Source organism: Ensifer adhaerens (assembly GCF_002940685.1).
Classification (GTDB): domain Bacteria; phylum Pseudomonadota; class Alphaproteobacteria; order Rhizobiales; family Rhizobiaceae; genus Ensifer; species Ensifer adhaerens_E.
Window position 1 is genome coordinate 70,741 of the sequence record NZ_PNFP01000007.1, and the last position, 21,757, is coordinate 92,497.

Sequence of the window (21,757 nt, forward strand, 5' to 3'; positions counted from 1 at the left end):
ATCAGATCGTGCCGATCAGCATGAAGCGGGTATATTTTTTGGTCGGCAGCGCCCCGGCGAATTCGACGGTCGTCAACGCTGCCTGCTTGGCGAATTCGTCGACCGAGGCGACGCAGTTGATATGGGTCGGCTCGCTGAAATAATCGTTGGACTGCAGCAGCACCCGCGTTCCGGCCGGAATGCGATCGCGCCACGCCTTGAGGTCCGCGATATGCTCGCAGCTCGTGTTGATCACCAGGTCCGCCGCCAGCGCCGCGTAATCGATCGCATACATGTCGGCGGTCACGGCACGGAATTTTTCCGGGAAGGCGGCGTTCAGCGTCCGCGCAACGGCTTCGACGTCCGCGTCGATGTCGAAGCTGTCGACGGCGGCCACGTCGAAGCGCCGGTCTTCCAAGAGCATGGCGCCGAGGATGCCGTACCAGCCGCCGAGGATGGCAATCCTGCCGTAGGAGGGGCCGGCCACCTCAAAGAGCGTATCGCGCGCCCAGACCTTGCAGGCGACCTGCTTGTGATTGAAGGCATTGGCGATATGGGCGTCGGGGTGCTTGGCAATCACCCGGCCGATCCCTTCGATCAGCGGACTGCGCGTGTAGGTGGCTATACCACGCGTCAGATCAAAGGCATGCTCGTACCAATCGCTGGTTTGGCAGGGGTGGTGGCTGGTGTGTTTCATGCCGTCGTTGTAAGCTGCGCACCGAGCGAGTGCAATAACGGCGTGTGCTTTCGGGAGCGTCGACCTCTGCCGGTTGACGACAAGGCCGCCTGTTGGAAACCGCGTCCATTGCAGATTTCCCTCGCACCTGCATAATCGATCAACCGGATTCGGCGCCGGGCGGAATATGCAGGCGTGCCTCCACGAGCGCGTGCCACAAGGCACCCATCCGGAGGCGTCGCCGAAGAGTGATGCGTGCTGGGGTCATATGGCACCCAGCCCGCCAGCAGCAGTCGTGTTCAATAGGGTCCTATCGCCAGTAACATGGAACCACGCCTTTCCCGCTATATCTGGACCCACACGCGCAAGGACCAGCTCTGGATCCTGGTTGTCGTCGCGCTGTCGATGATCCCCTACTTCCTGTCCTTCGATCTGCCGAAGCAGATCGTCAACGGACCGATCCAGGGCGATGGCTTCGACAGTCCGGAGGCCACGCAGGCCTTCCTGGCGATATCCTTTGACCTGCCGTATGTCGGTACGATCAACCTCTTCGACGGATTCCAGCTCGGCCGCGAAGGCATGCTGCTTGCCCTCAGCCTGGTGTTCCTGGCCCTGGTGGTGGTCAACGGGCTCTTCAAGTTCTACATCAACACCTTCAAGGGCCGGCTCGGCGAACGGCTCCTGCGGCGCATCCGCTTCGAGCTCGTCGATCGGGTGCTGCGCTTTCCGCCCAGCCACTTCAAGCGTGTGAAGCCGGCCGAAATCGCGACGATGATCAAGGACGAGGTCGAGCCGCTCGGCGGCTTCACCGGCGACGCCTTCGTCTCGCCCGCCCTGCTCGGCGGCCAAGCCCTGACGGCGCTCGTGTTCATCATCCTGCAGAGCTTCTGGCTCGGGCTGATCGCAACGCTGATCGTCGCGGTTCAGGCGGTCATCATTCCGCGCATGCGCAAGCGGCTCCTCGTGCTTGGACGCGAGCGGCAGTTGACGGCGCGCGAGCTCTCCGGCCGCGTCAGCGAAATCGTCGACGGTATCGGCGCGATCCGCGGCCACGACACGTCGAACTACGAGCGCGCCGACATCGCGGCGCGGCTCGGCCGGATCTTCAAGATCCGCTACGACCTCTACCAGTGGAAATTCCTCGTCAAGTTCATCAACAACTTCCTGGCGCAGGTCACGCCGTTCCTGTTCTATGCGATCGGCGGCTATTTTGCCCTGCAGGGTCGCCTCGACATCGGTCAGCTCGTTGCCGTCATCGGCGCCTACAAGGACCTGCCGGGTCCGCTGAAGGAACTGATCGACTGGGACCAGGCCCGTCAGGACGTCCAGGTAAAATATGCGCAGGTGGTCGAGCAGTTCAGCGTCGACACGCTGCTGGATCCGAAGGTCCAGGCGGTCGCGACGACCGCTGCCGTGCCGCTCGCCGGCCCGCTTGCCGCCGTCAACCTGACGGTGATCGACGACGGCGGCTCGACCCTGCTCGACCACGTGTCGCTGCAAGTGCAGCCGGGCGAGAAGGTGGCGCTGATGGGCGGCGGCGAAGTGCTCGCCGAGGCCTTCGGCCGGCTCGTCTGGCCGGCAAGCGGCAAGGTCGTCGTCGGGGGGCAGGACATTCTGGAAATGCCCGAGTCGGTGACCGGTCGGCGGATCGCCTACGCCTCGTCCGACGTCTACGTCTTCCAGGGCAGTCTCGGCGACAACATCCTCTACGGGCTGAAACACGCGCCGCTCACGAACCAGGTCTATGAGGGCGAACGCGCATCGCATCGCAAGTGGGAGGTGACGGAGGCAAGGCTCGCCGGCAATCCGCATCTCGACGTTGAAAGCGACTGGATCGACTATCAATCCGCCGGCGCGAGCGGGCCGGACGATCTGCTGGTGCAGATCCGGCCGGTTCTCGACGCCGTGCTTCTGACCAACGACGTCATGGCGCTGGCGGTGCGTTCGACCATCGATCCGCACCGGCACGCGGAGTTTGCCGCTGGTATCGTCGAGATGCGCAGCGCGCTCCGGCAACGTCTCGAGAAGGAAAAGCTCAGCGATCTCGTCGTGTTCTTCGAGCCCGGGACCTACAATGTCGAGGCGACGATCGGTGAAAACATGCTCTTCGGCACCATCACCGACCAGGCGATGTGGGCGGATGCGCTCGAGCACCACCCGTTCTTCAAGTCGATCCTGCAACGGGTTGGCCTGCGCGATGCCTTCTACGAGATGGGCATCGAGATCGCCGAGAACGTCGTCGAACTGTTCCGCGACCTGCCTCCGGATCACCCGTTCTTCCAGCAGCTGACCTTCATGACCGCCGAGGAAATCCCGGTTTATGAAGCCATCCTCCAGAAGGTCCGCACGAAGGGCAAGGGCGAGGTGTCGGAAGACGATCAGATCAAGGTGATAAGACTGTGCTTCGATTATATCGAGCCACGGCACCGTTTCGGTCTTTTGACCGACGAGATCATGGCAAAGATCGTGGCCGCCCGGCGCGAGTTCGACGAAGGCTTGCCGGCCGATCTCGCCGGCATGATCGAGCATTACCGTCCGAACCGCTTCATCGCCTCCGGCAGCATCATTGACAACGTGCTCTTCGGGCGTATCGGTCACAAACACGCCGACGGCTCGGAGAAAATCCGTGCCATCGTTCGGGATCTCTTCGAGGCGGGTGGCCTCTACAACGAAGTGCTCGCCTTCGGCTTCGACTACAATGTCGGCGCCGGCGGCAAACGACTGACGGCCGCGCAGCGACAGAAGCTCGACCTTGTGCGCGCGCTGATCCGCAGTTGTGACTACTACATCTTCAATCAGCCGCTGCTGGCGCTCGACCAGCGCGTCCAGGAGCAGGTCGTCCGCAATGTCTTTGCTATGCTCGATCAGAGCGGGCGAGACCCGGCGATCGTCTGGGTCCTTGCCAATCCGGCGCTGACGGACCTCTTCGACCGCGTCGCCCAATTCGAAAACGGTCGCCTGGTGAACGACGCCCATGTGGATGAACGACCTGACTATAAGGAAATGGCATCTTGATGTAATATTAATGTCAGGGCACGAGCATATGGTCCCGCCGATGCGGGAGGCAAGTTGCTCCCGACGGGAACTCGGAGACACGGATTGTGATGTTGCTCAAAGATGAAGTCGAAATGCTGCGCCGAATAACCCTGTTCTCAGGATTGCCGCCGGCGAAGCTGAAACTTCTGGCCTTCACGTCCGACCGGGTCATGTACAGCGCCGGCGAAGCGCTGTTCTATCAGGGTGACATCGGCGATGCGGCCTATGTCATTCTTTCCGGCAAGGCGGAGGTGCTCATCAATACGGCGGGTGGGCCTTTCAAGATCGCAGAAGTCGAGCAGAACTCGATCGTCGGCGAAATTGCCATTCTCTGTAACACGCCACGCACCGCGACGGTGCGCACCAGCACACCGCTCGAAGCCCTGCGCATCCGCAAAGACGATTTCCTCAAGCTTCTGGCCGATTTCCCCGAGATGGCAGTGGAAATCATGCGTGTTCTCGCCGACCGCCTTGCGCAGACGACGGCGGAGTTGAGCGAGGCCCGCGGTCCGCGGGAGCCTGTAGACGCCTGAGCCTCTCCTTGGCGCCGGCGCGATCTTTCCGGAAAATGCGAGCCATGGCGCACGCGGGCAGTCATTCGCCTTGGGCATACGAGCCCTTCGCAAAATCGATTCCGCTTCGCCGGGATATGGGTTAGAGAAACGCCATGCGTTCGATCACCTATTTCCACAAGACCGTCCAGTTTCCCGACAAGCCGGAAAAGAAGCGCTTTTTCGCGCGGTTGCAGAGCGGCGACTGGGAGCCTTGCACGTTCCAGAACATCGAGCGCCTCGTCGACGGCAAGACGACCTTCATCGACATCGGCGGCTGGATCGGCGTGACGCCCTATTGGGCGGCCCAGATTGCCGACAACGTCATCACTGTGGAGCCTGATCCCGTCTGCTTCGGCATTCTCAGGGAGATGCAGCCCGAGAACCGCGGCGAGGTGCAGGTCATCAACGCCGCGCTCTCGGAGGATGACGTTCTCGTGCTGCATTCGGTGGGTGGCGGTTTCGGCAGCTCCGAGACGTCGGCCCTGATCGCTGACGACGACGGGGAGGCGATCCGCGCCCGCACGGTGACGATCGCGGCACTCCAGGAGATGGCCCGGACCGAAAGGCTCTGTTTCAAGATCGATATCGAAGGTTACGAGTATCGTGCGCTGGACCAGTTCCGCATGATCGACCGGACGCGGACAGCCGGCGTGCTGCTGGCCGTGCATCCGCAGATCCTGTTTGCGTCGCTGGAGGGCTCAAGGCTTTCGCGTGTTCTTCGCACGATGACCGCCACCATCGGATTGATCCGCAGCCTGAAAGGCTTCCGCCTCGACAATCCCTCGGCGATCTGGACGGCGCTGCGCAAATCGATCGCGCGCGGGGAGTTCCGCGGCTTCGACCTGCTGTTCGTTGCGCGAGATCGCCACCGCTAGGGAGCCGTTGGCGGTTCAAGTCCTCCATCCCAGGGGATACGAGACAGGCAATGCTCCGGGCATTCGCCTGGAGCCGGAACGATCGTCCGTCCGGTTAACCATGCTCCCGCGTAGAGTTAATTCTTCGTTTAAAGATGTTACCTGCGGTGGTATAAGCTTGCTGCTGCTATTTCCTGGTTTTGGTTGGGAGCGTCGTGGAGGGCGGCCGCATGTCATGGGTATTCGTTGCCGGTGTCGCCTATGGCCTGACGGCATTTTTTCTCGTCGCGATGACCTATCTTGAAGGATTGCAGGCGCGCGCCCCCTGGACCATGTACCGGCTCGCCGGGCTTCTGGTCTGCGTTTTCTGGCCGGTCCTGTTTCTGTACCTGATGTTCAGGATGGCATCGAAAAGACGAATTCCGGAGCGCTGACGGCAGGGGCCGGCGGCGCCTATCCCGAACGCGGCGCCCGAACCGCCGCATTTACCATACAACCAGAAAATGCCGGAGATTAACCCATGATTCGGCCATGCGGTTTATGGTCCGGCGGTGATCGAACGGTGTGAAAGTATCTCGGCATGTGCGGTTACGGTGGCTATTTCGGGGCGGTCCCGGAGGCGGAAATCCTTCTCAAGAGGATGGCCGCTGCGATCGCGCATCGCGGCCCGGATGAAAACGGCATTCTCGCTGCACCGGAGGCGGGGCTCGCCCATGTGCGGCTGTCGATCGTCGGTCTTGGCGACGGACAGCAGCCGATGTCCGACGAAACGGGCGATCTTTCGATCGCCTTTAACGGCGAGATCTTCAACTATGTCGAGTTGCGCGAGGAGCTGCGCGCCAAGGGGCGCCGCTTCCGCACGACGAGCGACACCGAGGTCATTCTGCACCTTTACGCTGTGATGGGCGAGGATTGCCTGTCCGTACTCAACGGCGACTTTTCCTTCGCGATCTGGGATCGACGCCGCCAGCGCATGATGTTGGCGCGCGACCGCATGGGTGTACGCCCGCTGTTTTACACGACCCATGGCGGCACATTCTACTTCGCCTCCGAAATCAAGGCGCTGCTTCAGGTTCCCGGCATTTCCGCCGAACTCGACCCGGTTGCGCTCGACCAGATCTTTACCCTCTGGGCGCCGATCGCGCCGCGGACGGGCTTTCGCGACATTCACGAACTCGAACCGGCTCACTTGATGATCGTCGAGAAGGGCAGGACGTCGATCCGCCCCTATTGGCAGCTCGACTATCCTGACCACGACGCGCCGCCGCTGTTTGCAGATGAGCGTAGCGCGGCTGAGGAATTGCGCGCCCTCCTCACCGATGCAACCCGGATCCGCATGCGGGCCGACGTGCCCGTCGGCTCCTATCTCTCAGGCGGGCTCGACAGCTCCATCGTCTCGGCTCTGGCGGCGGGAATGACGCCCCAGGGGCTGCGCACGTTTTCCGTGACCTTCGATAGCGTCGAGCACGACGAGAGCGCCTTTCAGATGGAAATGGCGACAGCGCTCGGCACGCATCACAGTGCGGTTGCCTGTCGCGCCGGCGACATCGCGAAGGTCTTCCCGCAGGTCATCCGTTTCGCGGAACGGCCGATCATCCGCACCGCGCCGGCACCGCTTTACCAGCTCTCGGGCCTTGTCCGCGAACAGGGGTTGAAGGTGGTGCTGACGGGCGAGGGCGCCGACGAGGTCTTTGCCGGATACGATATCTTCAAGGAGGCGCGGGTACGCCGTTTCTGCGGTCGCCAGCCCGGCTCGCGGATCCGCCCGCACTTGTTCCGCAAGCTCTATCCCTATCTGCCGGGCCTGCAGCAGCAATCGGCGGAATATCTCGCTGCCTTCTTCGGCGCCGGCGACGTGCCGCTCGACGATCCGTTGTTTTCGCATCGTCCGCGGTTCAAGAGCACGGCCGCGACCAAGATCTTCTTTTCTCCGGACCTGCGCGCCACGCTGAAGAATTACGACGCGGCGGAAGATCTGGCGAGCCGGCTTCCGGCTGCCTTCGGTCGCTGGCATCCGCTGCACCAGGCGCAGTATCTCGAAAGCCGCTTCCTTCTGCCCGGATACATTCTCTCCAGCCAGGGCGACCGCATGGCCATGGCGCATGGGATCGAGGGGCGTTTCCCGTTCCTCGACCATCGCCTCGTCGAGTTTGCGACGCGCCTGCCGCCGGAAATGAAACTGAAGGGACTTGTGGAGAAGCATATCCTGCGCGAGGCGACGAAGGATCTGCTACCTGCGACGATCGGTCAACGCACCAAGCAGCCCTACCGCGCACCCGACAGCCACTCCTTCACCGGCCCCGGTGAACTCGATTACGTTCGCGATGCGATGGGCGAGACGCGCATCGGCGACAGCGGCCTGTTCAATGCCAAGGCCGTGACCAAGCTCTATGAAAAATGCCAGTCGCAACCGGCGACCGGCTTCAGGGACAACGCCGCCTTCGTCGGTATCCTGTCGACGCAGCTCTGGCTGCAGACCTTTACCGGCACCAGCATCCGCGCCGCTGAAGCGGCCTGAAACCCATTGGGAAAGGAAATGAAATGACGGAAACGATCAAGGATAAGGTCAGGGCCTTTGTCATCGAGAACTTCCTGTTTGGCGATTCCTCTTACGATCTCGCCGACGGTGCCTCGCTGATCGAGAACGATATCATCGATTCGACCGGCGTTCTCGAACTCGTCGCCTTCATCGAGGACCAGTTCGGCATCGCCATGGCTGACGCCGACATCGTGCCCGCGAACCTCGATTCGCTCGCGCGCATCTCGGCCTTCATCGAGGCAAAGGCCGGAGTGCCGGCCACGGCCTAACCAAGACCCGAGGGCGTCCCATGCGGTTCGAGCAATTTCTCATCGGCAATGCGGCAAGGCATGCGGCCAAGACGGCGCTGGTCACCGATCGCAGGCGCCTCAGCTACGGCGAGTTCGACGACCTGTCGAACCGGCTGGCGGCCGCGCTGGCAAGGGCAGGCGTCAAGCGCAACGACCGCGTCCTCGTGTTCATGGACAATTGCTGGGAGGCGGCCGTCTCGATCTTTGCGATCCTGAAGGCGGGTGCGACCTTCAGCCCGATCAACGCCTCGACCAAGGCCGACAAGCTCGCCTATATCATCGACGACTGCGAGGCGGCCGCGATCCTGACTCAGGCCAAGCTGATGCCGGTGGTGACCGAGGCGCGCGGCCAGAGCGGCAAGGCGGATATCTTCGTCGCGTCGACCGCAGCACCCAATGGCCAGTCGCCCGCAGGCGCAGTGTCCTTCGAAGACTGCCTGTCGGCCGAGGCGACGCCGGTGCCGCATGGCGGCATCGACGTCGATCTGGCGATGCTGATCTACACGTCCGGCTCGACCGGGCGCCCGAAGGGCGTGATGATGACCCACCGCAACATCGATGCGGCGTCGGAATCGATCACCACCTACCTGCGCAACGAGCACGACGATATCATCCTCAACGTGCTGCCGCTCGCCTTCGACTATGGTCTCTACCAGTTGCTGATGGCGATCCGGCTCGGTGCGACGCTGGTGCTCGAGAAGTCCTTCGCGTTTCCGCATGCGATTTTCGAGCGTATTCGCGAGGAGGGCGTCACCGGCTTCCCGCTGGTGCCGACGATGGCGGCGATGATCCTGCAGATGCGTGACCTGGAGCCCGGTTTCCTGCCGAGCCTGCGCTACCTTTCCAATACCGCTGCCGCCCTGCCGCCGCCGCACATCGCGCGCCTCCGCGAGCTCTTTCCCGGCGCACGGCTCTATTCGATGTACGGGCTGACGGAATGCAAGCGCTGCACCTATCTGCCGCCGGAGGAGCTTGATCGCCGGCCGGGTTCCGTCGGCATCGCCATCCCCAATACGGAAGCCTTCGTCGTCGACGACGAGGGTAGCCGCGTGCCGCCGGGCGTTGCCGGCGAACTCGTCATTCGCGGACCGCACGTGATGCAGGGCTACTGGCGCAACGACGCGGCGACCGAGCGCATGCTGCGGCCCGGCCCGAACCCGTGGGAAAAGGTGCTCTATACCGGCGACCTCTTCCAGACGGACGAGCAAGGTTTTCTCTATTTCGTCGGTCGCAAGGACGACATCATCAAGACCCGCGGCGAGAAGGTCGCGCCGAAGGAAGTCGAGACCGTGCTGCATGCCCACCCCGGCATTGCCGAGGCCGTCGTCATCGGCATGCCGGATCCGGTTCTCGGCCATGCGATTGCCGCGCTGGTGGTGCGCACGGATCCTGATTTGACCGACAAGGACATCATTCGCCACTGCACCCGCCACCTCGAAGATTTCATGGTGCCGAAGATCATCGAATTCCGCACCGAACTGCCGAAAACGGATACGGGCAAGGTCAGCCGCCGCCTTGCCGCCGAGACGATGGAGCCAGCACAATGAACATCAGAACAACCGGGGGCGCCGGCCCGTTTTCGGCCGAAACCCTGACGATCGACCATGCGGTCGAGACCGATCGCATCGTTGCGGCGCTGCGCGAGCAGTTGCGCTCCATGAAGAAGCGCGGACTGGTGCTCGGGCTTTCCGGCGGCATCGACTCCAGCGTTTCCGTCGCGCTTGCGGTGCGCGCCGTCGGTGCCAAGAACGTCTTCTGCCTGTTCATGCCGGAAAACGATTCCGATCCGGAAAGCCTGCGCTTCGGCCGGCTGGTCGCCGAAACCTTCGGCGTCGAGGCGATCGTCGAGGATATCGGACCGGCGCTGAAAGCCATGGGGTGCTATGAGCGCCGCGACGCCTTCATCCGCGAACTGGTTCCGGACTATGGCGACGGATGGGCGTCAAAAATCGTGATCGCCAACGCCCTGGAAGGTGAGGGCTACAACATATCTTCGCTGGTGGTGCAGAGCCCCGAGGGCGTGCAGTCGAAACACCGTATGCCGCCGTCGGTCTATCTCGGCATCGTCGCCGCCACCAACATGAAGCAGCGCACCCGCAAGCAGGTCGAGTACTACCATGCCGACCGCTTGAACTTCGCCGTGCTCGGCACGCCGAACCGGCTGGAATACGACCAGGGCTTCTTCGTCAAGAACGGCGACGGCGCTGCCGACGTCAAGCCGATCGCCCATCTCTACAAGTCACAGGTCTATGCGCTTGCCGCCCATCTCGGCGTTCCCGAGGAGGTTCGCCGTCGCCCGCCGACGACCGATACCTATTCGCTGGAGCAGACGCAGGAGGAGTTCTATTTCTCCCTGCCTTACGACCGCATGGACCTCTGCCTCTATGGCCTCAACCACGGGATCGAGATCGAGGCCGTCGCCAAGGCGGCCGGCTTGACCGTGGTCCAGGTCGAAAGGGTCTGGGCGGACATCGCGGCCAAGCGCAAGGCGACGCGTTACCTGCATCTCGGACCGCAACTGGTGCGGCCGGTGGAGGAGATTGCCGGATACTGAGGCTTGGCCGGATCGCCGGCCATCGTCAATCGAAGCTGCCGCCGATCAACCGGCTCCAATGCTCGCCGGCAATGCCGTTGAAGAAGCCCTGTCCGTCGCGGCAGGCTTCGACGATGGTCTGGTCGCGCGAATGCACGACGGTCGAGGCGACATGCACGAAGGCGATGCGCCGGCCGAGCATGGCCTCCATCAGCGCCGGCTGCGTGCGTCCGCGCAAGCCCGCAAGACCGCGCCTCGACGCCGCGTCGATCAGGCAGTCGATGACCGGTCCTGCCTGCCCCGGGCGCGCCAGGATCTGCAGCACTCGGCCGACTTCAGACGCCCTGGCGTAGTAGGCGAAGGCGCCGACCACGGCGCCGGTGCGGGCTGTCACCAGTGCGTAGACGAGTTCGCCTTGCTCCGGCTTCTGCTCGGCATCGGCAAGGATGTGATTGAGTTGGCCGTTGCTCCACTCGGGCCGAAGGGAAAACTGCGCAGTGAACTGATCGACGACCGCGGCAAAGCCGCTGCGGTCGGTTTCGGCCGACGTGAAGCCCGCCGGTGCAGCGCCCGCCTCTGGCAGGGCGGACCAGCGCTGTTCGCCCTGGCCCATGCGCTTGCGATAGAACGTGTCGAGCGCGCGCGCGAAGGGCGCGGCGAGCCGGGCGGGCTTGATGCGGTTCGAGGCGACGCTCAGGCTGAAGGTCGCGGGACGGATGACGCGCACCCAGTCGAGGCTGTACTGCGGCAGAACCACGCCGCGAAGCCGCGTCCACATCTGCACCGAAACTTCGCTTGCCGTCTCGCTAAACGACAGATCCTGCGCACCGGAAAGGAATGCCTTCATGAGGCGCGCGCCGGCCAGGGGATCGCTCTCGCGGTCTTCCGCCATCAGCGACCCGCAGATCGCCGCGCGCAAGTGTCGGCCGTTCAGTGTCATGGGCAGCGCATTGACGCCGACGAAGCCGGTAATCCGGCCCTCGTCGTTCACATGCACCAGAGGTCTGATTTCCGGATCACAGCCTGGCCCTTCGAGATAGAGCTGCCGCATGTAGTCGGCGAGCGCGGGCGAAGCGGCCCGCTCGTCGCGGAACACCCGCTGGAACATTCCGGCGACGGCTGGAACGTCCGCGTTTTCTAGCGAACGGATTTCGCTCATCGAGACTGCTCTGCGGTGCCGGTCGCTGCCGGGCCGTCGATTTTCTGGACGATGGCGACGCGCGGCTTGCCGTCCCGGTCGGTCGCGAAGGTGACAGGCGCGTAGGCTTTCGCCCGTGAGAGGAGGGCAGCCGCCTGCCGCTCCTGGCCCTCGCCGAACTCGAACAACAGCCAGCCTCCCGGCTTCAGGAAGGCAAGGGCGTCGCGGATCAGGCGCTGATGGATGGAAATGCCATAGGGGCCGCCGTCGAAGGCTTCCCGCGGCTCGTTGTCGAGCAGATGCGCCCTGTCTCCCTCCAGCCGGCCGGTCGAGATATAGGGCGGATTGCAGACCACCATGTCGACCCTGCCTTGGAGCGCGTCGCCTTCAAGCGCCGCGAAAAGATCGCCCTGCCGGATCGAAACGCGCGACCCGAGACCGAGCCGGTCGACATTGCGGCGGGCAAGCGCCACGGTGCTGTCCGTCAGGTCCGCGCCCCAGACGCTTGCCGACGGGATCTCGCTGGCGATACCGAGTGCAAGATTGCCGGAACCGCAGCACATGTCGATGATGGCGACGTCCGAGAGGCCCCCTTCAAGGAGCGATACGGCCCTTCTCCCAAGAAGCTCGGTTTCTTCCCGCGGAACCAGGACGTCGGGCGCAAGTTCCAGTTCGACACCCATGAACCGGTGCAGTGTTGCGGCCCGGTCTTCGGTCGGTCGGTCGGTCGGATTGCTGTCGTTTTGCGCCACGGCCACTCCTCATGTCGCTGGAAAACTCTGTAGACGTGCGGGGCGCAGACTAGTGTAATTGAGTAAACGGAAGCTGAAATACAATTGCCGCGAGCACGTTAACCGCACAATCATTTCTGCCTGTTACCGTGCCCGTGATCAGAGGCGGGTGCTCGCTGTCATTGAATGCTGTTTCGCGCAACAATGACGGGTTGAGGTCAAGGGCAGATCGAAATGGCTTCGGAAGGTGTGAAGGAACGCGCGCACAGACCGTTCCTCTCGATGATCTTATCCTATGCTGCATCGGGCGGCAGCCTCGTCATTGGCTCGGCCGCGCAGCTCCTGACCTTTGCTATCCTCGCGCGCTTTCTCGGCGTGCACGAATTCAGCGTCTTCGTCGCAATCACCGCCGTTGCCAACATCGCGGTTCACCTATGTGGCCTCGGCGCGATGGAGTGCCTGGTGCGCCGCGTCGCGCGCGACCGCGGCATGTACCCGCAGATGCTCGGCCACAACATCATCCTGACGGCGGCAAGCGGTGTGCTGCTGGTGGTGCTTGGCGCGGCGGTGTTGCCGTTCTTCTTCACGCTCTCGCCCGATCCGGTGACCAACATCGCGGTGATCACCTTGATGCTCGTGACCAACGTCATCTTCGTGCGGGTCATCGTGCTGGCCGAGCAGATCTTTCTTGCCCATTCCAACTTTGCCTCGGCCAACAAGGTGGTCGTCGGTTTCGCCCTGGCGCGCACCATTGCCGCAGCGCTTGCCTGCATCGCCTTCGGGGTCGCGACGGTCGCCTCCTGGGCCGTTTGGCAGTTCATTTGCCACGTGATCGTGGCGCTTGGCTGCTGGTGGGCGGTCAAGGGGCTCGGGCGTCCACGCTACGGCATCGTGCGCGAAGAACTGCCGCTGGGGCTCTATTTCAGCATCCCGTTCATCCTGCGCGCCGTGCGGCAGAACGCCGACCTTCTGGTCCTGAGCCTGGTGGCGAGCGCCGAGGTGATGTCCAGCTACAGCGTCGCCCGGCGCATGCTGGAGAGCAGCTACCTGTCGGTCGAGGCCCTGAACCGGCTGATCTATCCCGGCTCGGCAAAGGCGACGGCGGCCGGCCTGCACCATGCTTTCGAGCGCGTGCGCAAGGTGCTGTTTGCCGCCACCTCGATCAGTATCGCCGCGGCCGTCGCCGTCTTCGTGCTGGCGCCGGTCCTGCCCTATCTCTTCGGCAGGGACTACGTCTCCCTCGTTTCCTTCGTCCGCATCCTGTGCTGGGTCGTGGTGCCGATTGCCATGTGGTCGGTGGCGATGGAGGCGCTTGGCGCTTCCGGCCACCATCCGGCGCGCGCCTCTGTAATGGGGCTTGGCAGCGTGCTCGGCGCCGCGCTCACCGCCTGGGCCACCTGGTACGCACCGCCGGCCGGCACCTTCATCTCCTTCTACGTCATCGAGATCGCGATGGTGATCGTCTCCTGGGCCGTCTTCCTGCGCTTCGTGCGGCGCGATCGGGAACAGGCCAGCGCCGCGCCCTTGTCGACGGGGGTAGCGCATGGAGGCTGAACTCGGGAAAATCCAGGCCGCAAGGTCGCAGGGGCGGGAACTATCCCGGACGGGCAACGTCCGCGCCATGGAGCCCCGGGACATCCCCGCCGTCAGCGGCATGTTCACCCGGATCTTTCGCAAGCGCGAGCAGGAGGCGAGCCAGGAACTCCGGCAATATGTGGAGACCATCTTCTTCGGGAGCCCGCTTTACGCTCCGGAGAACGGTAGCATCGTCTATGACGACGGGACCGGCGGCATCGGCAGCGCCATCCTGGCGATCCCCATGGAGTTCTCGGTCAACGGCCGCCGGACGGTGGCGAAACTTCTCTGCGCCTTCATGTCCGAAGGCAAGGCCGGCGCGGTCGGCGCGGCCTGCCTGGCGCGCGCGATGCGGGCGACGCGGCAGGACATGTGCTTCTCCGACAACTCGTCCCCGGTAAGCGCCGATCATTGGGTCGCGGGCGGCGGCGTCGTGCTTCCGATCCAGAGTCTCGACTGGCGCCGCTCCTTCCGGCCATTCAAGGCCTGGGGGCTGACGGTGGGGCGGCGCGTGCGCCCGCTCCGCTCCTCTTTCCTTTCCAAGCCGCTCGCCCTTGCCGACCGGTTTCTGCGTCACCGTCGCCCCCGCACCAAACCCGACGCCGCGGCCGGCTGCACGACGCACGCCATCGAGCCCGCTGCCTTCCTGGACCTTGCCGAACCGATGCTGCAGCGATTTGCGGTCAGGCCGGTCTGGTCGCGCAGCGAGTTCGACTGGCTGGTCGCGGTTGCGCGGCTGAACACGCCGCTTGGCGATCTTCTCTGCCGGGAAGTACGTGACGAAAGCGGACGCGTCATCGGCGCCTATCTCTATTTCGGCAAGGCCGGTGAGAGGGCGACGGTGCTCAACGTCGTCTGCGAGGCCGGCCGCGAGTTCGACGTCACCGCACAGATGTTCCATGCGCTCGACGCCGAGGGCTATGCGCTTGCCATCGGCAGTTCGCAACCCTTCCTCATGAATGCGATTTCGCGCCAGAGGTGGCTTTCGTTCCACCATCGCGGCTACTTCTGCATGGTGACACGGCATGCGGATCTGAAAGACGCCGCCCAGCGCAACGATATCTATGTCGGCGGCCTGGCATCGGAGAGCTGGAGCCGGTTGCTCACCGACTTCTGACGCCATGGGTTAAACGGCAATCCTGCCGTTTAACGGAATATTCACCGTACAACCCTAATTCTGCGATAGAAGGCGGCTCGCGGGGTCACGATCTTCGCGTCTTGATGGGCGTGCGTGAGGGATGCTTATGTATAGGCCGGACGAGGCCGGAAAACAGGGAGCCAGCCAACTGGCGCGCGAGCAGCGCGCGCCGGTCGAACGAGGCTCGTTGCTCGATCTGCTTTCGTCAGACCTCCAGGAGGCGAAGCCGGCCGCAGAAGGATCCGCAGCGGGCGGATCGGCCGAGGTTCAGCGTCAATCCAGGGATATTCCAAATGCGGCGACGCGTCGGGCGGACGTGGCTCGGCCAGTGGCCGCCGCGACCGACGGGCGTCGCGACAGCTACTTTCCCGGCTTGAGCGGCCTCAGCAGAATCGGCATCGACGATATCATCGGCTGGTTGCGCGATGGGCTCCTCTGGATCGTCCTCGCCCTCGTCCTGTGTGTGGGCGCCGCGCTCGCCTATGCGATGACGGCGACACCCCGCTATACGGTCTATACCGATATCGTCGTCGATCCCTCCAACCTCAATGTCGTCAGCGACGACGTCTTCACCACCAATCCGCAGCGCGATGCGCAGTTGCTGGAGGTGGAAAGCAAGCTGCGCATCCTGACGTCGCGCAACGTGCTGTCGCGGGTGATCACGCAACTGCGCCTCACCGAGGATGCGGAATTCGTGAAGCCCTCCGCCTTCAGCTCGCTGAAGAACCTCTTCTCGTCGAAGGCGGAGCAGCAGGCCGGAAACGAGCTCGCCGCCATGCGGGCGCTATCCGAGCGGGTGGAGGCCCGTCGCGAAGAACGGTCCTTCGTGGTGGTGATGAAGGTCTGGAGCGAAGAGGCGGCGAAGGCGGTGACGCTGTCGGATGCCATCGTTGCGGCCTTCGAACAGGAGCTGTTTCAGTCCGCCGCCGAGAGCGCCGGTCGCGTCGCGCAGAGCCTCAACGCGCGGCTCGACGAGTTGCGCCACAACGTCACCGAGGCGGAGCGCGCGGTCGAGGATTTCCGCCGCAAGAACGGCCTGCAATCGACCAATGACGGACAGCTCGTCAGCAATCAGCTTTCGAATGAACTCAACACCCAGGTTCTCGACGCCCAGCAGCGCTTCATCCAGGCCGACACACGCTACCGACAGATGAACGACGCGATTGCGCAAGGGCGGACGGCCAGCGCCTCGGAATTCGAATCCGTCAACATGACGAACCTGCGCGAGCAGTACAACGTGCTGCAGCAGCAGATCGCCTCCATGCAGCGTACCTATGGCGAGCGCCACCCGCGTCTCGTCAGCGCGCGCTCGGAGCGCGCCAACCTGGAAGCGGCCATGGCCGACGAGGCTCGCCGTATCCTCGACCGCGCCAAGGCGGACATGGACCGCGAGCAGCAGGCATTCGCTGCCTTGCGCGCCAAGGCGAGCGACGAGAAGTCGAACGTGTTTTCGGACAATGAGGCCCAGGTGCAACTGCGCGACCTCGAAAGGGATGCCCGCGCCAAGGCCGCCATCTACGAAACGCATCTCGCGCGCGCCCAGCAGATCACCGAACGCCAGCAGATCGACACGACCAACGTGCGCGTGATCTCGCGTGCCTTGCCGCCGAATGCGCGCAGCTGGCCGCCGCGTACCGTGGTTCTGGTCGCCGGTGCGGGCGTCCTGGGGCTCATTCTCGGCATATCCCTCGCGCTAGCCCTCGGTCTGTGGAGGTACATCCGTCGTCCGCAGCCCCTGGCCCCGTGAGAGGGCGGCCATCGTGCCCGATGTCTACGGCAGCCCGGCCAGTTCTGCAGAAACCTTGAGGGTCCGCATAGGAACCTTCCTGTTCCTGGCCATTTCCATCTACTACTGGGTCCCCTTCCATTCCTTCGTCGACCTGACCAGGGAAAGCCTGCTGGAGCCCGGCGGCGACAATTCCAACCGGCTGAACCAGATCGTTGCGCTGTTCCTCTTTGCAGTCGCCTCCTGCTACGGTGTGCTGCATCCGATGCGACGCGGGCTGATGCAGCCGCGGGCGCTGCTGGCTGTCCTGCTTCTGTGGGCGCTCTTTGTCTGCCTGGTCTCGGCTCATCCGGCCAACGGTATCAAGGCGATCATCCTGACGACGATGGTCGCGGTCAACGCCAGCGTCTATCTTCTGCTGCCGGCAAACGAGCGCCATTTCGCCAAGATGCTGGCGATCTCGACGCTCGTCATGCTCGCGGTGGCCTATTACGGCGTTCTGTTCAAGCCGCTCTTGTCCATTCACCAGGCCAACGAAGTGCTGGAGCCGATGCATGCGGGGCTGTGGCGTGGCCATTTCCGTCACAAGAACGACGCTGCCGTCGGCATGGTCCTCGCCTCGTTCATCGGTCTCTTCGTCCTCCACCGGTGGTCGAAGCTTGCCGGTCTGGCGATCGTGGGCCTAGCCTTCTTCTTCCTCATCCACACGGGAGGAAAGACTTCGACGGCAATGCTGCCGGGCATCCTGCTGTTGGCATGGCTCTTTGAGCGCGTGCGCCTGCTGCGCATCCCGATCGCTATCGGCGGCGTGGCTCTCTTCAACCTGTTTGCAGTCGGTTCCGCCGTCATCCGGCCGCTCGGCGAATTCGTTTCGTCGCTCGGCATCGACGCGACGTTTACGAACCGCGCCGATGTCTGGCGCTTCGCCTTCACGGTGATCGCAGACCAGCCATTTATCGGGCGCGGCCTCAAGGCGTTCTGGCAGACCGAGGAAGTGGTCTTCAGCGGCGGCAGTGTCGAGACCTGGGCCGTTCGCGCGGCGCATGCCCACAATTCCTATCTCGAGACGCTTCTGGTGATCGGCATCCCTGGACTGCTGCTCACGCTTACTTGGCTGATGGCGCTGCCTCTCTACCATATCTCGCGCATCCCGCCGGCCCGGGAGCACAGCGACCTCACGCGGCTTTTCCTGCGGATCTGGCTCTACGCGATCTACAGCGCCAGCCTCGAGGCCTTCTTCTTCGATGGTCCGAATGTGCTGTGGTTCTCTCTGCTTTTTGCGATCTGCGGCTTGCGCCTGCAGTCTTCGGCAGTACTTGCAACCGAGCCACGCCCGCTCGGACAAAGGATGGTGGCGCATGCCTAGCATTTCTCAGGCTCTGACGCGGGTCGACGGCCTTGTCGACCGTATCGCCAACCGGCTGATCTGGCGGTTCGCCGCGAAACCCCGCGACGTCAGGACCGACGCGCCGCTTGTCTCCTTCACCTTCGACGACGTCCCGGACACAGCGCTTCACAACGGCGCCTCGATTCTCGAACGTCATGGCGTGCGGGGTACGTTCTACATCGCCGGCGGGCTTTCGGGGCGCGTCGAACCGGATCGCACCCTGATCTCGCCGGAGGGCTGCGCCGATCTCGCCGACCGGGGGCACGAGGTCGGCTGCCACACCTATTCCCATAGCAAGATCAGGCGCTTGGGCGGGGGCGGGCTTGCCCGAGACCTTGACCGCAACGCCGCCTATCTCAAGCAAAGCGGCGTCGGGCCGGCGGCAACGAACTTCGCCTTTCCCTATAACGCCGCCTGGCCGTCGGCTCGCCGGGAACTGGGGCGGCGCTACCGCACCTGCCGCGCCGCAGGCGAAAGCGTCAACCGCACGGCCGTCGATCCGCTGATGCTGAAGGCCGTCGAAATCCGGCAGCCGGAGACGGACGCCCGGTCGCTCACGGGCTGGATCGACGATGTCGTTGATCGGCCAGGCTGGCTCGTCTTCTTCACCCACGACATCGCCGCCCGCCCCACGCCCTACGGATGCACGCCCGAGACGTTCGAACACCTGGTTCGCTATGCGGTTGATAAGGGCTGTGTCGTGTTGCCCGTCGAGCAGGCGCTTGACCGGCTCGGCTGGTAGGAGGGTGGAATGTCGGGACGCGGGAACGGCGACAACAGGCTGCTCGCCATCAACAATTACTTCTATCGTCGCGGTGGTGCTGAGGCGGTCTTTTTCGACCACATGAAGATGTTTTCGGACATCGGCTGGGACGTGGTGCCCTTCGCCATGCAGCACGAGGACAACGAGACCTCGCCATGGTCCGACTATTTCGTCTCCGAGATCGAGTACGGCCGGCGCACCAATCTTTTACGCAAGGTCGTGCAGGCGGCGAGCGTCATCTACTCGCGCGAAGCGCAGAAGAACGTCAGCCGGTTGATCGAACGCGCCAGGCCCTCCGTCGCCCATGCGCACAACGTCTACCATCACCTGTCGCCGGCGATCTTCTCGACGCTGAAGGCTGCCGGCATCCCCGTCGTCATGACCGCCCACGACCTGAAGCTTGCCTGTCCTTCCTACAAGATGCTGCGTGACGGCGCCGTCTGCGAGGACTGTCGCGGCGGACATATCTACAACGTCTTGCGCCACCGCTGCATCAAGGGGGAGACGACGCTGAGCGCCGTCGTGCTCGCCGAAACCGTGGTCCATCGCGGGCTCGGCCTCTACCGTGACAAGGTGGACCGCATCGTCGTGCCGAGCAGGTTCTACGTCGAGAAACTGGTCGAGTGGGGCTGGCCCCGCGAACAGATGGTCCATATCCCGAACTTCGTCGACGTCGACGACTACGCGGCCGACTGGGCCGAGGGAGACTACTTCGTCTTTGCCGGGCGCCTCGCTCCGGAAAAGGGGCTGGCGACGCTGATCCGGGCCGTAGCCGCGTCGGGGCAACGACTGGTGATCGCCGGAACGGGGCCCGAGGAAACGATGCTGCGGCGGCTCGTCGGGCAGACCGGCGCCGACGTGCAGTTTGCCGGTTATCTCTCAGGCCAGGCCCTGCACACTCTGATTGGACAGTCGCGGGCGCTGGTCCTGCCGTCCGAATGGTATGAGAACGCGCCGATCAGCATACTCGAAGCCTATGCGCTCGGCCGGCCGGTGATCGGGGCAAAGATCGGCGGCATTCCTGAGATGATCCGTGAGGGCGAGACGGGCATGACGGCGCTTTCGGGCGATGCCGACGATCTGGCCCGCGCTCTCTCGGCAATGGCGGCCCTGCCGGCTGCGGCACGCGCCGCGATGGGCGCTTCCGGCCGGCGCTGGATCGCCAGCGAATTCTCCGCCTCCGCCTATCGGCAACGGACAATCGACGTCTATGCCAGGCTTGGCGCCATCTGATAACGACCGCCATTAACGTTACGATACAATTTGTAGTAACCTGGGCTCGCTCTATGGTTTTGCGTCATTTATATAAGAGGTGAATGAAATATCTTGGCGATCTGTAAGTATATCGCCCCTGTAAACGGAACGGGCAACCTTCGAGGCGACACATGAGCAGAAATTCTGATGTTTCGCAAAGTCACCGGCAGCAACCGACTGTCGTTGCGCAGGAGATGGCGCAGGCCGGGCTGTCGGACGGAGCAGGCGGGCTGCCTCGGCGTGCCTCCGCGCCCGCTGGCCGGCAGCAGGGCCTTCCCGTTCAGAGTGGCGCGCTGGCCGCACGCGGCGAACGCAGGCGCGTGATGATGCTGGGCCTGCGCGGTATCCCCAATGTTCAGGGCGGCGTCGAGAAACACGTCGAAATGCTGGCGGGCAAACTCCTTGGCTACGGCTGGGACGTCGAGGTCGTCGGGCGCCGGCGCTATCTTGAGAAACGCGACGGCTACGCCTGGAATGGCGTGGAGGTCTTGCCCGTCTGGGCGCCGCGCCGCATGGCGCTGGAAGCCATCGTGCACACTTTCCTCGGTGTCTGGCTCGCCGCCTGGCGGCGCCCGGATGTCCTGCACATTCACGCTATTGGTCCGGCGCTGATGACGCCGCTCGCGCGCCTGCTGGGCCTGAAGGTCGTCGTGACCCATCACGGCTACGACTACGACAGGCAGAAGTGGGGCGGTTTTGCCAGGCGGACGCTGAAGCTCGGCGAGTTCCTGGGCATGCGGTTTTCCAGCGGGCGCGTAGCGATCTCGAAGGACATCGCCGAGACGATGCGCGCCCGGCACCATGTCTCCATGACCCTGGTCCCGAATGGCGTCCAGGTCACCCCGCCGACCGGCGACGCCGGCGCTCTTGCAGAGTTTGGCCTGGAGCCGCGACGTTACATCCTGCTCGCCGCCCGGCTGGTTCCGGAAAAACGGCAACTCGATCTCATCCGCGCCTTCGCCAAATGCGGCTTGGCCGATACGAAGCTCGTGCTTGCCGGCGGCGCGGAGTTCGAAACGCCCTATGTCAAGGAAGTGAGGGCGCTCGCGAGCGAGGTGCCGGGCGTCGTGCTCACGGGCTTCCAAACGGGGGACAGGCTGGCGGAACTCTTCGCCAATGCCGCCCTTTTCGTGTTGCCGTCCAGTCACGAAGGCATGCCGATCGCACTGCTCGAGGCGATGGCCTATGGGCTGCCGGTCCTGGCGAGCGATATCGTCGCCAATCAGGAGCTGGAACTGACGCCCGACGAGTATTTCCCATTGGGCGACATCGATGCCCTGGCGTCCGGTATCGTGGATAAGCTCGCAGCCCCGCTGAGCGACGAGGAGGTGCGCGAGCGTGCGGCGCACGCGGAAGCAGCCTACAGTTGGACAAATGTGGCGCAACGGACCGCGGCGGTGTATAGCGCGTTGCTGGCGAAATAGCCGGACCTTCGGGTCTGCCCTGTCGCCTGCCGGAGTTCCCTCGTGCGTCCTCGCACACCGCTCTGCTCAAGAATGCGACCGCGCCTTCGCAACTCGATGAATGCGCCGTCGCCGATGGTTCGATGATTGCCGTGCCTCGCACGTTTCCTGGAAGACAAGC

At 63.8% G+C, this 21,757-nt stretch carries 18 protein-coding genes; 15 read left to right on the forward strand and 3 right to left on the reverse strand.

Features of this window, described 5'->3' with window-relative positions; all coding sequences use genetic code 11:
- Nucleotide 1 precedes the first annotated feature (1 nt).
- The gene (locus C1A35_RS15185) at nucleotides 2–676 is read right to left on the reverse strand and encodes an SAM-dependent methyltransferase (protein WP_104665132.1); all 675 of its coding nucleotides are present in this window, start codon (nucleotides 674–676) and stop codon (nucleotides 2–4) included.
- A gap of 303 nt (nucleotides 677–979) precedes the next feature.
- On the opposite strand from C1A35_RS15185, the gene C1A35_RS15190 reads away from it, so the two are divergent.
- From C1A35_RS15190 to nadE, 8 genes are all read left to right on the forward strand, one after another.
- Nucleotides 980–3,670, forward strand: coding sequence for an ABC transporter transmembrane domain-containing protein (locus C1A35_RS15190; protein WP_104665133.1), 2,691 nt, complete (start codon nucleotides 980–982; stop codon nucleotides 3,668–3,670).
- 89 nt (nucleotides 3,671–3,759) lie between these two features.
- Nucleotides 3,760–4,224, forward strand: coding sequence for a cyclic nucleotide-binding domain-containing protein (locus C1A35_RS15195; protein WP_077964228.1), 465 nt, complete (start codon nucleotides 3,760–3,762; stop codon nucleotides 4,222–4,224).
- Between the two features lie 134 nt (nucleotides 4,225–4,358).
- Nucleotides 4,359–5,120, forward strand: coding sequence for an FkbM family methyltransferase (locus C1A35_RS15200; protein ID WP_104665134.1), 762 nt, complete (start codon nucleotides 4,359–4,361; stop codon nucleotides 5,118–5,120).
- A 209-nt stretch (nucleotides 5,121–5,329) separates the two neighbouring features.
- Entirely contained in the window at nucleotides 5,330–5,533 is a 204-nt protein-coding gene (locus C1A35_RS15205) for a hypothetical protein (RefSeq protein ID WP_104665135.1), read from the forward strand.
- Between the two features lie 146 nt (nucleotides 5,534–5,679).
- Nucleotides 5,680–7,617, forward strand: a complete 1,938-nt coding sequence (asnB, locus tag C1A35_RS15210) for an asparagine synthase (glutamine-hydrolyzing) (protein ID WP_104665136.1) — start codon at nucleotides 5,680–5,682, stop codon at nucleotides 7,615–7,617.
- Between the two features lie 23 nt (nucleotides 7,618–7,640).
- Complete coding sequence (locus C1A35_RS15215) at nucleotides 7,641–7,907, forward strand: acyl carrier protein (RefSeq protein ID WP_104665137.1); 267 nt, start codon at nucleotides 7,641–7,643, stop codon at nucleotides 7,905–7,907.
- 20 nt (nucleotides 7,908–7,927) lie between these two features.
- Nucleotides 7,928–9,475, forward strand: coding sequence for a class I adenylate-forming enzyme family protein (locus C1A35_RS15220; RefSeq protein WP_104665138.1), 1,548 nt, complete (start codon nucleotides 7,928–7,930; stop codon nucleotides 9,473–9,475).
- Nucleotides 9,472–10,482 (forward strand): NAD(+) synthase, encoded by a 1,011-nt coding sequence (gene nadE, locus C1A35_RS15225; protein ID WP_104665139.1) that lies wholly within the window; start codon nucleotides 9,472–9,474, stop codon nucleotides 10,480–10,482. The genes C1A35_RS15220 and nadE overlap by 4 nt, the downstream gene beginning before the upstream one ends.
- A gap of 25 nt (nucleotides 10,483–10,507) precedes the next feature.
- Here the strand turns inward: nadE and C1A35_RS15230 are convergent, their stop codons facing one another.
- Both C1A35_RS15230 and C1A35_RS15235 read right to left on the reverse strand, forming a co-directional pair.
- Nucleotides 10,508–11,620: a hypothetical protein gene (locus C1A35_RS15230; RefSeq protein ID WP_104665140.1), complete on the reverse strand. Its 1,113-nt coding sequence runs from the start codon at nucleotides 11,618–11,620 to the stop codon at nucleotides 10,508–10,510.
- Nucleotides 11,617–12,282 carry a N5-glutamine methyltransferase family protein gene (locus tag C1A35_RS15235; protein ID WP_104665364.1) on the reverse strand — a complete coding sequence of 222 codons (666 nt, stop codon included), beginning with the start codon at nucleotides 12,280–12,282 and terminating at the stop codon, nucleotides 11,617–11,619. Before C1A35_RS15235 ends, C1A35_RS15230 begins: the two co-directional genes overlap by 4 nt.
- 282 nt (nucleotides 12,283–12,564) lie before the next feature.
- Here C1A35_RS15235 and C1A35_RS15240 point away from each other — a divergent pair, with 282 nt between their 5' ends.
- From C1A35_RS15240 to C1A35_RS15270, 7 genes are all read left to right on the forward strand, one after another.
- Complete coding sequence (locus C1A35_RS15240; RefSeq protein ID WP_104665141.1) at nucleotides 12,565–13,884, forward strand: lipopolysaccharide biosynthesis protein; 1,320 nt, start codon at nucleotides 12,565–12,567, stop codon at nucleotides 13,882–13,884.
- Nucleotides 13,874–15,022 carry a GNAT family N-acetyltransferase gene (locus C1A35_RS15245; RefSeq protein ID WP_104665142.1) on the forward strand — a complete coding sequence of 383 codons (1,149 nt, stop codon included), beginning with the start codon at nucleotides 13,874–13,876 and terminating at the stop codon, nucleotides 15,020–15,022. The genes C1A35_RS15240 and C1A35_RS15245 overlap by 11 nt, the downstream gene beginning before the upstream one ends.
- Before the next feature lie 127 nt (nucleotides 15,023–15,149).
- On the forward strand, nucleotides 15,150–16,790 hold the full coding sequence (locus C1A35_RS15250) for a GumC family protein (RefSeq protein ID WP_104665143.1): 1,641 nt from the start codon (nucleotides 15,150–15,152) through the stop codon (nucleotides 16,788–16,790).
- A 13-nt stretch (nucleotides 16,791–16,803) separates the two neighbouring features.
- Nucleotides 16,804–18,135, forward strand: a complete 1,332-nt coding sequence (locus C1A35_RS15255; protein ID WP_104665144.1) for an O-antigen ligase family protein — start codon at nucleotides 16,804–16,806, stop codon at nucleotides 18,133–18,135.
- Between the two features lies 1 nt (nucleotide 18,136).
- On the forward strand, nucleotides 18,137–18,898 hold the full coding sequence (locus C1A35_RS15260) for a polysaccharide deacetylase family protein (protein ID WP_199772951.1): 762 nt from the start codon (nucleotides 18,137–18,139) through the stop codon (nucleotides 18,896–18,898).
- A gap of 9 nt (nucleotides 18,899–18,907) precedes the next feature.
- Entirely contained in the window at nucleotides 18,908–20,152 is a 1,245-nt protein-coding gene (locus tag C1A35_RS15265) for a glycosyltransferase family 4 protein (protein WP_104665146.1), read from the forward strand.
- A 215-nt stretch (nucleotides 20,153–20,367) separates the two neighbouring features.
- Entirely contained in the window at nucleotides 20,368–21,597 is a 1,230-nt protein-coding gene (locus C1A35_RS15270; RefSeq protein ID WP_440271528.1) for a glycosyltransferase family 4 protein, read from the forward strand.
- The last annotated feature ends 160 nt before the right edge of the window (nucleotides 21,598–21,757 follow it).